The sequence below is a fragment of the Bradyrhizobium sp. SPXBL-04 genome, assembly GCF_051853035.1.
GTDB classification, from domain to species: Bacteria; Pseudomonadota; Alphaproteobacteria; order Rhizobiales; family Xanthobacteraceae; genus Bradyrhizobium; species Bradyrhizobium zhanjiangense.
Window position 1 is genome coordinate 336,889 of record NZ_CP182472.1, and the last position, 14,227, is coordinate 351,115.

The 14,227-nt window shown below is 64.2% G+C and carries 15 protein-coding genes; 6 read left to right on the forward strand and 9 right to left on the reverse strand.

All coding sequences use genetic code 11. The annotated features are described in order from the left end of the window. Positions 1-51: 51 nt before the first annotated feature. The gene (locus ACNJX8_RS01595) at positions 52-1,251 is read right to left on the reverse strand and encodes a YbfB/YjiJ family MFS transporter (RefSeq protein ID WP_439359348.1); all 1,200 of its coding nucleotides are present in this window, start codon (positions 1,249-1,251) and stop codon (positions 52-54) included. Positions 1,252-1,382: 131 nt separating this feature from the next. Between ACNJX8_RS01595 and leuB the strand changes: the two genes are divergently transcribed. Continuing rightward, entirely contained in the window at positions 1,383-2,495 is a 1,113-nt protein-coding gene (leuB, locus tag ACNJX8_RS01600) for a 3-isopropylmalate dehydrogenase (protein WP_091882962.1), read from the forward strand. Positions 2,496-2,642: 147 nt separating this feature from the next. On the opposite strand, the gene ACNJX8_RS01605 is transcribed toward leuB, so the two are convergent. Continuing rightward, the gene (locus ACNJX8_RS01605; protein ID WP_128944390.1) at positions 2,643-3,026 is read right to left on the reverse strand and encodes a hypothetical protein; all 384 of its coding nucleotides are present in this window, start codon (positions 3,024-3,026) and stop codon (positions 2,643-2,645) included. A gap of 156 nt (positions 3,027-3,182) precedes the next feature. Further along, positions 3,183-3,968 carry a hypothetical protein gene (locus tag ACNJX8_RS01610; RefSeq protein WP_439359349.1) on the reverse strand — a complete coding sequence of 262 codons (786 nt, stop codon included), beginning with the start codon at positions 3,966-3,968 and terminating at the stop codon, positions 3,183-3,185. Between the two features lie 116 nt (positions 3,969-4,084). On the opposite strand from ACNJX8_RS01610, the gene ACNJX8_RS01615 reads away from it, so the two are divergent. Then, positions 4,085-5,119 carry an aspartate-semialdehyde dehydrogenase gene (locus ACNJX8_RS01615; RefSeq protein ID WP_439359350.1) on the forward strand — a complete coding sequence of 345 codons (1,035 nt, stop codon included), beginning with the start codon at positions 4,085-4,087 and terminating at the stop codon, positions 5,117-5,119. 115 nt (positions 5,120-5,234) lie between these two features. Here ACNJX8_RS01615 and ACNJX8_RS01620 read toward each other — a convergent pair whose 3' ends face one another. Next, positions 5,235-5,879: a carbonic anhydrase gene (locus tag ACNJX8_RS01620; RefSeq protein WP_128942206.1), complete on the reverse strand. Its 645-nt coding sequence runs from the start codon at positions 5,877-5,879 to the stop codon at positions 5,235-5,237. A 103-nt stretch (positions 5,880-5,982) separates the two neighbouring features. Here ACNJX8_RS01620 and ACNJX8_RS01625 point away from each other — a divergent pair, with 103 nt between their 5' ends. Continuing rightward, positions 5,983-6,864 (forward strand): HpcH/HpaI aldolase/citrate lyase family protein, encoded by an 882-nt coding sequence (locus ACNJX8_RS01625; protein ID WP_439359351.1) that lies wholly within the window; start codon positions 5,983-5,985, stop codon positions 6,862-6,864. 396 nt (positions 6,865-7,260) lie between these two features. After that, on the forward strand, positions 7,261-10,053 hold the full coding sequence (locus ACNJX8_RS01630; protein WP_439359352.1) for a UPF0182 family membrane protein: 2,793 nt from the start codon (positions 7,261-7,263) through the stop codon (positions 10,051-10,053). Between the two features lie 190 nt (positions 10,054-10,243). Here ACNJX8_RS01630 and ACNJX8_RS01635 read toward each other — a convergent pair whose 3' ends face one another. From ACNJX8_RS01635 to ACNJX8_RS01650, 4 genes are all read right to left on the reverse strand, one after another. Continuing rightward, positions 10,244-10,663 carry a DUF6455 family protein gene (locus ACNJX8_RS01635; RefSeq protein WP_439359353.1) on the reverse strand — a complete coding sequence of 140 codons (420 nt, stop codon included), beginning with the start codon at positions 10,661-10,663 and terminating at the stop codon, positions 10,244-10,246. 248 nt (positions 10,664-10,911) lie between these two features. Further along, on the reverse strand, positions 10,912-11,697 hold the full coding sequence (locus ACNJX8_RS01640; RefSeq protein WP_439359354.1) for a hypothetical protein: 786 nt from the start codon (positions 11,695-11,697) through the stop codon (positions 10,912-10,914). A gap of 79 nt (positions 11,698-11,776) precedes the next feature. Continuing rightward, complete coding sequence (gene leuD, locus ACNJX8_RS01645) at positions 11,777-12,382, reverse strand: 3-isopropylmalate dehydratase small subunit (protein ID WP_008539074.1); 606 nt, start codon at positions 12,380-12,382, stop codon at positions 11,777-11,779. A 301-nt stretch (positions 12,383-12,683) separates the two neighbouring features. After that, positions 12,684-13,082 carry a metallopeptidase family protein gene (locus ACNJX8_RS01650; RefSeq protein WP_439359355.1) on the reverse strand — a complete coding sequence of 133 codons (399 nt, stop codon included), beginning with the start codon at positions 13,080-13,082 and terminating at the stop codon, positions 12,684-12,686. A gap of 197 nt (positions 13,083-13,279) precedes the next feature. Between ACNJX8_RS01650 and ACNJX8_RS01655 the strand changes: the two genes are divergently transcribed. Both ACNJX8_RS01655 and ACNJX8_RS01660 read left to right on the forward strand, forming a co-directional pair. Further along, entirely contained in the window at positions 13,280-13,573 is a 294-nt protein-coding gene (locus tag ACNJX8_RS01655; protein ID WP_249761976.1) for a hypothetical protein, read from the forward strand. Positions 13,574-13,614: 41 nt separating this feature from the next. Further along, on the forward strand, positions 13,615-13,875 hold the full coding sequence (locus ACNJX8_RS01660) for a hypothetical protein (protein WP_128944399.1): 261 nt from the start codon (positions 13,615-13,617) through the stop codon (positions 13,873-13,875). Positions 13,876-13,885: 10 nt separating this feature from the next. Here ACNJX8_RS01660 and ACNJX8_RS01665 read toward each other — a convergent pair whose 3' ends face one another. Continuing rightward, positions 13,886-14,185, reverse strand: a complete 300-nt coding sequence (locus ACNJX8_RS01665) for a DUF1330 domain-containing protein (RefSeq protein WP_128942194.1) — start codon at positions 14,183-14,185, stop codon at positions 13,886-13,888. Positions 14,186-14,227 lie beyond the last annotated feature (42 nt).

The window sequence follows — 14,227 nt, forward strand, 5'->3', positions numbered from 1 at the left end:
GTGATTGTCACGGCGGATAAAGGGTTGGTGGGCACGCTTCGCTTTGCCACCTTACGGCACCGATTGTCTGGCCGGCCCCACCTTGCGCTGGCACAGCGCCGCCACCGCCCCGAGCGCCAGCAGCGCCGCCGACACATTCAACGCGTAACTCAAGCTGCCCAGCGCATCCGTGATCGCACCGACCACGATCGGACCCAGCGTCTGGCCGACGCCGAACGAGATCGTCATCGCCGCAATCGCGGTCGGCCACACCTCGGGCGGATAGTTGAAGCGGACGAAGGCGGTGGTCGAGCCGACCACCGCGAAGAACGCGACGCCGAACACCACGGCGGAGACCGCAAGCCACGCCGGCGAATGTCCGAGCATCGGCAGGGCGGCACCGAGGCCGTTGGTGCCGAGGATGATGGCGGTGGCGAGCCCGCCGCGGTCGAGCGCCAGCACGCCGCGCCAGGCCCAGGGCGTCACGAAGGCGCTGAGCCCGATCAGGCTCCAGAACGCGGCCTGCGCGGCGGCCCCGCCGCCGCCGTCGCGCACATAGGCGATCATGAAGGTCATGTAGGCGATGTAGCCGGCGCCGAACAGGAAGTAGCCGGCGAGATAGATCAGCACCGGCAGAATCGCGAACGACGCGTGGCCGCCTTCCGAGAAGCGGACGCTGCTCTCGATGCGGATCAGGAACAGCGGGATCGTCATCGCGACGGACAGCAGCGTCAGCGCCCACCAGACGATCCACCACGAGCCCGGTCCGAAATATTGCAGCGTGAACGGGGCGATCAGCCCCGAGGCGAGAATGCCGATGCCGGGCCCGGCATAGAACAGGCTCAGCAGGAAATTGGCCCGCTCCGGGCGCAACTGCGCGATGGTCGCAGCCAGCGCGCCGCCGGCGACGAAGCCGGCTGCAGCCCCCAAGCCCAGCACCAGGCGGGCCAGGCTCAGCGCGACGAAATTGCCTGTCAGCGCGCAGGTGGCGAGCGCGGCGACGCAGGCCAGGGTTCCCAGGCGGATCGCCGCCGCCCAGCCGATACGCTGGATCAGCCGGGACGCCATCAGCGCGCCCACGAGATAGCCGACGGCGTTGATGGTGTTCATGAAACCGGCCGCCGAGTAGGACCAGCCGAGGGTCTCCCGCATATCCGGCAGCACCAGCGCATAGGCAAAGCGGCCGATGCCGAGCCCGACCGTCGCCGCCAGCGACAAGGTCAGGATCAGCCGCGCGGGATGCGGGATGAGGGGACGGTCAGGGGCGTGCAAGGGGTACTCCGGCTGTGGGAGTGTGGCAGGCTCCATCCGCTTTGCACAGCCGGCTCCCCGGCAATGGTGTCTTGCCAATCGCGCAACGCCGCTCTAGCACTCCGGCCGAATTCGACCTGAGAGGAACGACCATGGCGACCCACAAACTGCTGCTGCTCCCCGGCGACGGTATCGGCCCCGAGGTGATGGGCGAGGTGAAGCGGCTGATCGACTGGCTCAATTCGGCCGGGATCGCCAAGTTCGAGACCGACACCGGTCTCGTCGGCGGCGCGGCCTATGACGCGCACAAGGTGTCGATCTCGGAAGGCGACATGGCCAAAGCCAAGGACGCCGACGCCGTGATCTTTGGCGCGGTCGGCGGCCCGAAATGGGATGCCGTGCCCTACGAGGTGCGCCCCGAAGCCGGCTTGCTTCGCCTGCGCAAGGATCTCGCCCTGTTCGCCAACCTCCGCCCGGCCGTGTGCTACCCGGCGCTGGCAGACGCCTCGAGCCTGAAGCGCGAGGCGGTCGAGGGCCTCGACATCGTCATCGTGCGCGAGCTCACCGGCGGCGTCTATTTCGGCGAGCCCAAGACCATCACCGATCTCGGCAATGGCCAGAAGCGCGCCATCGATACCCAGGTCTACGACACCTATGAGATCGAGCGCATCGCTCGCGTCGCCTTCGAGCTTGCCAAGAAGCGCAAGAACAAGGTGACGTCGATGGAGAAGCGCAACGTCATGAAGTCGGGCGTGCTTTGGAACGAGGTCGTTACGCAAGTTCACAAGCGCGAATACCCCGACGTCACGCTCGAGCATCAGCTCGCCGATTCCGGCGGCATGATGCTGGTGAAATGGCCGAAGCAGTTCGACGTCATCGTCACCGACAATCTGTTCGGCGACATGCTCTCCGACATCGCGGCGATGCTGACGGGGTCGCTCGGCATGCTGCCCTCGGCTTCGCTTGGCGAGGTCGACGTCAAGAGCAAGAAGCGCAAGGCGCTGTACGAGCCGGTGCACGGCTCCGCCCCTGATATCGCGGGCAAGGGCCTCGCCAATCCGATCGCGATGATCTCGTCGTTCGGCATGGCGCTGCGCTACTCCTTCGACATGGGCGATCTCGCCGACAAGGTCGATGCCGCCATCGCCGCCGTGCTCGCCAGCGGCCTGCGCACCGCCGACATCAAGTCGGAAGGCACCACCGCCGCTTCGACCACGCAGATGGGCGAAGCGATTCTGAAGGAATTGCAGAAGCTGCACGGGTAGAGTCGTAGCCCGGATGGAGCGCAGCGAAATCCGGGGCTCTCGCCTCGTGGACAGATTTCCCGGATTGCGCTTCGCTCCATCCGGGCTACGCGACAAAAAATGGCCGGGCGTGAGCCCGGCCATTTTGATTCGATGCCTGCGTCCGCTTCAGTACAGCGGGAAATTCTGCGGGTAGCCGCCGACATCGGCCGGCGGCGAGAGCGGCTGGCGATCGATCGGGCGGTTCAGGTTCTCGCGGGCGAAGGACGGATAGCCCACCGCCGGCGGGAAGGCGTAGTCGCTGAACTTGCGGTCGCCCGGATTGACCTCGGTGCCGCCGTCGAGCCAGGAGCGCTTGCTCACATAGATGCGGGTGCGGCCCTGCTGATAGACCGCGTTGGGGCCGCTCGGTCCGTAATAGGGCCGGCCGCGCTCGTCATAGCGCTTGGTCCTGGTGTCGGCCGAAGCTGGCGACGCGAGCGACATGGCAATGACGGCGCCCGCCGCAAGCCAGGTCGCCAATGTGTTCGCCGCAGAGAATTTCAAGCTCATCACGTCCCCTTCAGGCGGCAGGCCGCCAGTCGATTTCACCCCATACTAGCCCGGCCGGGGCGGATGCAACTAGGTCAATTGGGTCACACCAGCTCGGAATAATCGTGCGCGCCGGCAAAAGTTGCATCAATACCAGCCACTTGAGCTTGATGCGGCCTAGAGCGCCCCGCGCAATTGCGCGTTCGCGGCGCCCAGCAGCCAGTCCGACGATCCCTGGGAATCGCAGGCGCGGCGCTTCAGCTCGGCACGGGCGAACAATTCCGCCAGCCTGGGCTCGTTGCCCGAGGTCAGCAGCGTCAGCCGGTTCAGCGTGCAGGCGATCGCCGCGCGCCGGGTGGGCAGGGTGTCGCCCTGGCAGGTGAAGCCGGAGATCTGCAGCGCCGGCTCCTCGCTGCGCTTGAGATAGCCGAGGCAAGCCCGCGTCCCCTCCGCGGCGACCGGCCGGAACAGGGCGACCGGGCCGAATTTCGTGTCGATCAGGCCGGCCTGCTCGAGCGTGGTCGCCGCGCTCAAGCCCATCTGGACGGCCAGATCCGCAGTCGCCGGACGGGCCACGTCGAACTCGCCGCCTTCCCGGTAGATTTCGAGCTCGGCCACCGGCTGGCCGGCCTCGCTCGCCCAGCGCAGCACGTCCCTGCGGCCTCCTCCGGGATGCCGAAGAATAGTGTAAGAGGCTGTTTTCTCGGATGAATCAAGCCGGCTGACGGCGAAGGCCGGATGCGAGCGGTCGGCCGCGCTCCAGCCCGGCTTGTCCGCCGGTTCATCGTCGCGCAAGTCAGGCAGCTGGCCGAGCGCCGCGAGCGCGAGGATGGCAAACAGGGCGAGCGCCCCCACATAGGCGATCAGGTGCGCCAGCGTGCCGATGATCTCGTCGGCAAAGGCTGCAAGCGCCAGATGGATCTGGGTAGGGCTAACGGCCGTGCTGGCCTCAGGCGACTGCATCCACGGCCTTCAGGCATGGTCCAACGTTGTCTTGAGGCCGGTTCTCGCATAGAAGCGCTGCTCTTCCTGTTTAAGCGTCAGCTTCGGGAACGGGCTTTTTCATCGGAGAGTGAACGATGGGTTACAAAGTCGCAGTCGTCGGCGCGACCGGCAATGTCGGACGGGAAATGCTCAACATCCTGGATGAGCGCAAATTCCCCGCCGACGAGGTCGTGGCCCTGGCGTCACGCCGCAGCGTCGGCGTCGAGGTCTCCTATGGCGACCGCACCCTGAAGGTCAAAGCGCTCGAGCATTACGACTTCTCCGACGTCGACATCTGCCTGATGTCGGCGGGCGGCGCGGTGTCGAAGGAATGGTCGCCGCAGATCGGTGCCGCCGGCGCGGTCGTGATCGACAATTCCTCGGCGTGGCGCATGGATCCGGACGTGCCGCTGATCGTGCCGGAGGTGAACGCGGGCGCGACGGAAGGCTTCAAGAAGAAGAACATCATCGCCAACCCGAACTGCTCGACCGCGCAGCTCGTGGTTGCGCTCAAGCCGCTGCACGACAAGGCGACCATCAAGCGCGTCGTGGTCTCGACCTATCAATCGGTGTCGGGTGCCGGCAAGGACGCGATGGACGAATTGTTCTCGCAGACCAAGGCCGTCTATACCAATGACGAGCTGGTCGCGAAGAAATTCCCCAAGCGCATCGCCTTCAACGTCATCCCCCACATCGACGTCTTCATGGAGGACGGCTACACCAAGGAAGAGTGGAAGATGATGGCGGAGACCAAGAAGATCCTTGATCCCAAGATCAAGCTCTCCGCCACCTGCGTGCGCGTGCCGGTGTTCGTCGGCCACTCCGAGGCCGTCAACATCGAGTTCGAGAACCCGATCAGTGCGGATGAAGCCCGCGATATCTTGCGCAAGGCGCCGGGCTGCCTCGTCATCGACAAGCAGGAGCCCGGCGGCTACGCCACGCCTTACGAAGCGGCCGGCGAGGACGCCACCTATATCAGCCGCATCCGCGAGGACGCGACGGTCGAGAACGGCCTCGTGCTGTGGTGCGTGTCCGACAATTTGCGCAAGGGCGCCGCGCTCAACGCGATCCAGATCGCGGAAGTGCTGATCAACCGCAAGCTGATCAGCGCGAAGAAGAAGGCGGCGTAATGCGCTGCCGTAGGGTGGGCAAAGGCGCGCTCTTCGCGCGCCGTGCCCACCATTCTTTCCGATTCCGACAGGTGGTGGGCACGCTTCGCTTTGCCCACCCTACGAGAGCGATGGCTTACGCCACGCTTCGCGCGTTCTTGAATTCCTTCGCGACCTTATCCAGCACGAACAGCGATCCCTCCGCGACGCCGAAATAGGCGCCGTGGGTCTGCATCTGGCCGTTCTCCACCGCCTTGCGCACGAACGGGAAGGTCATCAGGTTTTCGAGGCTGCGGAACACCGCGGCCTTCTCGATGCGCTCGACGAACTGCGCCATGGTCTCGTGGTTGCGCTGCTCGACCACCTCGCCCGGCTTGATGAACATCTGCATCCATTTGCCGATGAAGTCGCCCGGCGTCAGCGGCTCGATCTTGTCGACGAAGGCGCGGATGCCGCCGCATTGCGCGTGGCCGAGCACCACGATGTGCTTCACCTTCAGCACCGTCACCGCATATTCCAGCGCCGCCGAGACGCCGTGCGCGTTCTCGTCGGGCTGATAGGTCGGCACCAGATTGGCGATGTTGCGGACGACGAACAATTCGCCGGGGCCGACGTCGAAGATCACCTCGGGCGAGACGCGGCTGTCGCAGCAGCCGATCACCATCACTTCCGGCGACTGTCCCTTCTCCGACAGCTCGCGATAGCGGGTCTGCTCGGCCGGCAGCCGCTGGGTGGCGAAGGCCTTGTAGCCTTCCAGCAAATGCTTCGGGAATGTCACCATGCCTATGCCTAATCATAGACCGCAGGGGCGAACAAGCCTTTCGAACAGGCAGGCCAAATGCTATCGGCTTCGGTCAGAAGACTGACGAGGAAGGAACGCTTGCATGACCCGCCCGCGCCGCAGCCACCTGTTCATGCCCGGCTCCAATCCCCGCGCGCTGGAAAAGGCGCGCAATCTCGCCGCCGACGGCCTGATCCTCGATCTCGAGGACTCCGTCGCTCCTGATGCCAAAGCGGTGGCGCGCGACGGCATTGCCGCCGCGATCGCGGCCAAGGGTTTTGGCAAACGCGAGATCCTGATCCGGACCAACGGTCTCGACACGTCCTGGTGGGCCGACGACGTCGCGATGGCCGCCAAGGCGTCGCCGGACGGCATTCTGGTTCCAAAAGTTTCAAGCATCGAAGATCTCGGCGCGATCGACCGGAAGCTGGCCGAGCTTGGCGCCGCGCCGACCGTGAAAGTCTGGGCCATGATCGAGACCGCGCGCGCCGTGCTCCATGCCGAGGAGCTGGCCGCCGCCGGCCGCGATCCATCGAGCCGCCTGTCGGGCTTCGTGTTCGGTCCGAACGACATCTCGCGCGAGACCCGCATCAAGATGCTGCCGGGCCGCGCCGCGATGATCCCGATGATCACCCATTGCATCCTGGCGACGCGCGCCCACGGCCTCGAAATCCTCGACGGGCCCTATAGCGACATCGCCAATTCCGACGGCTTTGCCACCGAATGCGCGCAAGGGCGCGATCTCGGCTTCGACGGCAAGACGCTGATCCATCCTTCGCAGATCGATGCCTGCAACGCGATCTTCACCCCACCCGAAGAGGAAGTCGCGCGCGCGCGAAAAATCATCGCAGCGTTCGAATTGCCGGAAAACGTCTCACGTGGCGCGATCCGGCTCGACGGCGCCATGGTCGAACGCCTGCACGCCGACATGGCCCGGCGCACGATCGAGATCGCAGACGCGATCGCTGCGATAGGGAAAGGCTAGGGCGCACGCTCAAAAAAGCGGTGTTGCTTCAGGGGACAACACGCAGCTCTGCAAGACCTCGCGCGTCCTCCCGAGTTCGGCGCGCAGCCTGTTGCGGGTATCCGCGTGTAAAAGCTTGATGGGATGAGGCTTGATCGCTGCAACGAGCGAGGTGCACTCCCTCTCTCGCTTGCGGGAGAGGGTTGGGGAGAGGGTGTCTCCGCGATGGGACAATCGCCAAGAGGAGAAAGCCCTCACCCGGCGCTTTGCGCCGACCTCCCGCAAGCGGGAGAGGTGAACCACCCGCGGCAATCGATTCAACCTAAAGCCATTCCGCTTTAGGACTGCGGAGGAAAAAGCAGGTGCGGCGCCCCCGTGACAGGCGCGCCACGTCGCTCGTTCTGCTATAATGCTACTATGACGATCGGGATTTCCGGACCCGAACGGAAGGCACCAGGGCGAAGCGCCGTGGTGGGATTCATCATCGCGGCCATCATCGCCGCAATCGGCCTGATCCTGCTCGCTCTCGTCGGCGACTTCCTGGTCGACTGGATGTGGTTCTCGTCGATCGGCTACGAACAGGTCTTCTGGACCACAATCGCCGCGAAAGCCGCCGTCTTCCTCGTCGTTTTCGCGGCGACCGCCGCCATCTTGTGGGTGAACGCGCGCCTTGCACTTGGCCTTGCCGGGCGCCGAACCCGGTTGCCCGCGGCCTTCGACCCGAGGCTTGTGGCCGCTGCGGCGCTGCCCGATCCGCTTGAATTCCTGCGCGAGCGGCTGCGGTGGCGCAGCATGATCGCCGCTAGTAGCGGCGTCGTCGCTCTGCTTGTCGGCTGGGGAGAAGCCGGCAACTGGAGCACTTTTCTGCGCTTCATCTACCAAGTGCCCTACGGCAGCAATGATCCCTTGTACGACAAGGATATCGGATTCTACCTGTTTTCCCTGCCCGTCTTTGTGGCCATTAAGAATTGGGCGTTGCTGACACTCGTCATGAGCGCGCTGCTCGCCGGGCTTATCTACTGGGTGCACGGCGACATCGAGGACCGGGCGCAGCGAGTATCACCAGCGGCGATCTCGCACGGTTCGGCGCTTCTCGGCCTCTTCTTTGGCGTGAAGGCGTGGTCCTACAGTCTCGACCGCTATCTCCTGCTGTACGGCGACAATGGCGTGGTGGTCGGCGCAGGCTTCACCGACGTCAATGTGGAACTGCCGGTCCTGTGGCTGCTGATCGCACTTTCGATCGTCGCCGCTGTGGCGGCATGCGCGAACCTGTGGGTGCGTACCTACCGCCTCCCCACCGCCGCGATTGTGCTGCTGTTCGGCGGCGCTTTCCTGCTATCGGGCATCATCCCCGCAGTGTTTCAGCGCTTCTACGTCGGGCCGAACGAGCTGGCGTGGGAGCGGCCTTACATGGAACGCAACATTGCCCTGACGCGGGAGGCCTACAATCTCAATCGGATCGTGCCGAAGCCGTTCCCTGCGGAACAGAACCTGACCTTGAGGGCGCTCGAGGCCAACAAGGCTACCATTGAAAATATAAGGCTGTGGGATTGGCAACCATTGGCCGACACTTACGCTCAATTGCAGGAGATTCGCACCTATTACAAACTGCGCGACCTCGATGTCGATCGTTACTGGTTCGGCGATACCTACCAAAGCGTGATGATCTCAGGCCGCGAGTTGAATTCCGCGCTGCTGCCACCCAACGCGCAGACCTGGGTCAACCGCCACATCCTGTTCACCCACGGCAATGGTGCGGTGATGAGTCCGGTCACCCAGAAGAGCGGCGAAGGACTTCCGCTGCTCTATCTGGACGACATTCCTCCGGTCGCACATGGAGGTCCCGCGATTCGCGAGCCGCGCATCTATTACGGACTGCAGACTGAGGACTACGTCATCGTCAAGGGAACCGTGCCGGAATTCGATTATCCCAGGGGAAAGGACAACGCCTACGCGTCCTATGACGGGTCCGGCGGCGTGCCGCTGTCGGGCATGGTGCGGAGACTGATCTTCGCCCACCATTTCAACGATGTGAACCTGCTGCTGTCAGACTACATCGGCGATGACAGCCGGATCATGATCCGGCGCAACATCCAGAAGCGGGTGGGCACGATCGCCCCGTTCCTCTCTCTCGATCGCGATCCCTATCTGGTCGTCAGCGAGGGCAGGATGTTCTGGATGCAGGACGCCTACACGACCAGCGATTATTTTCCCTACGCACAGCCTGCGCCCGGCTACAACCTCAATTATATCCGCAATTCAGTGAAGGTCGTGATCGACGCCTATAACGGCACCGTCGATTTTTACCTGATGGACCCAGCCGACCCGATCGCCGCGACCTATCAGCGAATCTTCCCGGACCTGTTCAAGCCGTTCGCGGCCATGCCGTCCGATCTTCAGAAGCACATTCGTTATCCCGAAGACCTCTTCCTGATCCAGGCGCGACTTTTCCAGACCTACCACATGGAAGCTGCCGATGTTTTCTATAACCGGGAGGACCTCTGGCAATTTCCGCGTCAACCGGCCGGTGATGGCGTCTCTTCAATGGACGGCATCACCACCATGGCCCCCTATTACATCATCATGCGGCTGCCCGGAGAGGCGCAAGCCGAGTTCTTCATCATGATCCCGATGGTGCCGAGCCGTCGCGACAACATGATCGCTTGGCTTGCCGCGCGCTGCGACGAGCCCGGCTATGGCAAGCTGATCGTGTACGAATTTCCCAAAGAGAAGCTGGTCTACGGGCCGTTCCAGATCGAGGCGCGAATTCATCAGAACACGGAGATCTCCCAGCAGATATCGCTGTGGAACCAGATGGGGTCGCGGGTGATCCGGGGAAATCTGCTCGTGATCCCGATCGAGAATTCGATTCTCTACGTGTCGCCGCTGTATTTGCGGGCCGAGCAAGGACATTTGCCGGAGCTCAAGCGAGTGATTGCCGCCTATGGTGAGCATGTCGTCATGAAGGAAACGCTTGCCGAGGCCCTGTCGGCACTCTTCGTGGACAGCGGCCCTTCCCCGGCAGCGTCGGCTGTGACCGCGGAAACACCCGCCGAAGCCTCCGCGGCAGCGCGCGCGCAGGAGGCGCTCACGCACTATGACCAGGCCATGGAGCGGTTGAAATCCGGTGATTGGGCAGGCTTCGGCAAAGAGATCGATGCGATGCGCGGTATTTTGGAAGATATTCGCCGGCAACCGGGTAGCCGCTGAGGTTCGCGAGAAACGCTATTTTCTGACTTGCCGGTGCAACTGCCCGCCCCGACGAGGCCATCGAATAGGATAGTGATGTCGGCCTTGAGCCCCAGCTCGGACCTCTGAACGAGGTCTGCTATAGGCTGCAGCAGACCTCCACGTCCTCGATCGAGTAAGTACACACCCAGTGAGATCTCCCGCGCTGGCGTCAGTGTGGCGCGACGTCGGCGCGGTCGAGCGACTCCAGCGTCGCGGCGTTGGCGCAGTAGCCGTGATAATTCTCCGCGGCGGTGCCGTCGGCGAGATCGCGGTCGCACTGGCCCTTCTGGTTGCAGAGCGAGCAGACCCGCTCCATGTCGCGCAGCAGCAGCGGCTGCGCGCGGCCGAGCCCTTCGACGTTGATGCCGAGCTGCTCCAGCATCTTCGGCAATTCGTCGGCGGCGTGCTTGCCGTGGCGAACGAGCTCCTCCAGATCGTCAGGCGCGATCCTGAGATCGCTGGCGATCCGGTTGAAATCGGCGCGATCGAGCTGCCGCATCTCGTTCATCTCGCGGCGATGCTTCAGCCAGCCGGCAAAGGATTCGATGAGGTCCTGGACGATGGGGTAGGGCCTGCTTGCGGTGCTCATGGAAAGCTCCGTTGGGGTCGTGGAATTGGAGCGAGACTAGGCACAATGGTGCAGGGGCGCGTTGCGCTGGATCAAACTGGATGCTCGGGGTGCTTAACCTCTCCCGCTTGCGGGAGAGGTCGGCGCGTCCCGGGCGATGCGAAGCATCGTCCCGCGCGCCGGGTGAGGGCTTTATCCCCTTGGTGATTCTTATTGTGGAGACACCCTCTCCCGCAAGCGGGAGAGGGAGAGCACTGCCTCCGCGGCAACTACCCAAACCGCTCCGCCGCCCACGCATACAGGCTGCCCGGAATCGGCTTTTCGCCGCCGCGGCCCTTGGGCGAGATGTGCAGGCCGATGATCTCGGGGTTGGTAACGAGGCCGAGATAGCTCGAGGGATCGAAGAACAGTTTTGGCTCGGCATGCACGGCGTAGAACGACTGCTTCGGCAGCGCGCAAGCGAGTTCGCCGGTGCGGCGCGCGAGCGCGGTGAGCGCCGCCGGCCCGTAGATCGCAACGCGGATGTCGGAGAGGCGGTTCGAGCCGCCGCGCAGACGGCGCATCATGAAGGTGATGCGGTGGCGCACGGACAGCCAGTTCGGCGTCAGCTCCTCCTGCTCCATCAGCTCCTCGAAGGCGGCGACGATGCCATGCCCGGCCGGCAGATAGATCACGGAATTGCCAAGCTGGCGCGGCCGCTCCCAGGCGAAATAGGGCTTTGCCGGATCGATCTCGACGGGCCTCAACAGCAGCACGTCGGCGTCGAGCCAGAGGCCGAGGCCGTTCGCCATCAGCTTCATGCGGAAGAAGTCGCTGAACTGCAGCGTGGTCCAGTCGCGCCAGCTGCCGTCCGGCTGCGGCGGCCGCAGCCTTTCGGAGAACGCGTGCGGCAGGATCGCCTCGGCATCCGCATTCGCGATGCCCGCGGGCAGACCGGGAATGGGGTCGAAGCTGTAGACCGTGACCTTGTGGCCGGCAGCCAACTGTGAGCGCAGACAGGTCTGGCGCAGGGCGTCCATCGGGCCATGCCAGAAGGTGACGATGTCGGGCAGCATGCGCGAGCTATAAGGAGAGTCAGAGCAAAGAAAAAGCCCCGGCGCCGTCAGCACCGGGGCTCGAACCAGAAACGCGATCTCAGGCCCAGGCGCGTTCGCGCTTGAGCTTGTCCTCATAGGTGTCGATCGAGGCCTTCTTCTCCATGGTGAGGCCGATGTCGTCGAGGCCGTTGATCAGGCAGTGCTTGCGGAACGGGTCGATCTCGAACTTGACCTTGCCGCCGTCGGGGCCGCGGATCTCCTGGTTGGGCAGGTCGATCGTCAGCGTCGCGTTGGCGCCGCGCTCGGCGTCGTCGAACAGCTTGTCGAGGTCTTCCTGGCTGACGCGGATCGGCAGAATGCCGTTCTTGAAGCAGTTGTTGTAGAAGATGTCGCCGAACGAGGTCGAGATCACGCAGCGGATGCCGAAGTCGAGCAGCGCCCAGGGCGCGTGCTCGCGGCTCGAGCCGCAGCCGAAATTGTCGCCGGCGACCAGCACCTTGGCATTGCGATAAGCGGGCTGGTTGAGGACGAAATCCGGATTCTCGCTGCCGTCGTCCTTGTAGCGCTGCTCGGAGAAGAGCCCCTTGCCAAGGCCGGTGCGCTTGATGGTCTTCAGGTACTGCTTCGGAATGATCATGTCGGTGTCGACATTGATGATCTTCAGCGGCGCCGCGACGCCTTCCAGCGTGGTGAACTTGTCCATGGTTGCGCTTTCCCGGATGGGTCTAGGGGAACAGGTGTTTATCGCGATCGGGCCCCGAATCCTAGGCCGAAATCGGCAGGGCTGCCTTACCTCTCCGGCTTGCGGGGGTTGAGGCTGGATTTGGTGCGGCGTCGGGACTTCACCTCTCCCGCTTGCGGGAGAGGTCGCGCCGGGGGCGCGGGAGAGGGTTCTCTCCTCTGGGGGAGTGTCTCGTTGAGGAGACACCCTCTCCCCAGCCCTCCCCCGCAAGCGGGGGAGGGAGCGCACCTCCGCTGCGGTGACGCGATCAATCCGGCCCGCTCTAGTCCGCCCGCGCCTCAATCGCGGCCATATCGTCGTCCGACAGACCGAAATGGTGGCCGATCTCGTGGATCAGGACATGGCGGACGATGTGGCCGAGGGTCTCGTCGTGCTCGGCCCAATAGTCCAGGATCGGCCGGCGGTAGAGCCAGACCATGTTGGGCAGCCGCGCCACGTCGCCAAGGCTCTGCTGCGGCAGGCCGATGCCCTGGAACAGGCCGAGCAGGTCGAACTCGCTCTCGCATTGCATCTCGTCCAGGACCTCTTCGGTCGGGAAGTCGTCGACGCGGATGATGACGCCCTCGCAGAGCCTGCGAAACTCCGCCGGCAGGCGCTCGAAGATGTCATGCGCCGTCGCTTCCATCTCGGCCAGCGAGGGCGCTTTCAAGTCCGTCCACATGGGCCTCTTCTAAAGCGTTTTCGAGCGACGTGGGTACCGGTTCGCGTAAACTAGCGCGGGTTCCGCAGCGATGCATCCCGCTTTATAAGCGCGGCGAGGTTGACGAGCGACGTCAAAACGGGGAGCGTGGGGCCTCGAATGGAATGTTTCGGGTGGGCGGAAAAATGCGAGCGAAAACAGCGCTGACGCTACTGTGCATGGGGTTGTTTTTGCAGTTTTGCGTTGGCGCCCAAGCCCAAACTCAAGTCCAGACCGCCGGCCCCGAGATTCGCCTCGCCCAGGCGGCCTCACCGGACGACGTTCCCCCGCCACGCAGGCGGCCCCCGGCGCGCTTGCGCGTCACGCCCTATTACAGCCCGGACGGCGTCTATCCGCGCTACAATCCCGGCCCCGACGCAGTCCGCGTGTGCAACGCCACCTATGTGCAGGAGTATCGCCCGAGCGGCACGGTGATCGTGCCGCGTGTGAGCTGCTACTGGCGCCGTGGCTGAGGCCTGCGCCGGCGAACACCGCGGTGCCTTGTAGGATCGTCATGGCGAGGTGGATCGTATTCGTTGTTGCCGTTGCGCTCGCCGCCGGCCTGCCTCGCGCTTCCGCGGCGCCAAGGGTGACGGTGCCGGAGGCCTCCGCGGGGATCGCGGTTTTCGATGTGCGACGACACGCGCGCGCCCATGACATTGCGCGGCCTGCTGCACGCCATGATCCACGCTATTATGCGCGGCCGGTCTATTACCGTCCCTACCCCTACGGCGTGCCGGCCCCGTTCGTGTTTGGCTACGGACCCTTCTGGTGACGCCGGCGCATTAGCCGGCGGGCGCAAATCCCCTGACCAGCAGCACCGTCGCCTGCGCGCCCGCTTTGCGATCGCGCGAGATGTCCTCGTAGTCGGGCGCGTTCGAGAAGGCGAAGAACGCAGCCTCATCGGGGAACGACATCATGACAAGCTTGTCATGCGGCCATGCGCCTTCGAGCACGCGCGGATGTTCGTCGGCGGCGAGCAGCTTGCCGCCATACTTCTTGAACACGTCGAAGAACCGCGCCTGATAGCGGTCATAGGCCGCGCGGTCCGTCATCTTCAATTGCGCAATCGCATAGACTGTCATTTCCAAAAACTCCTTACCTCGCGGCACTGCGTCGCATCGCGA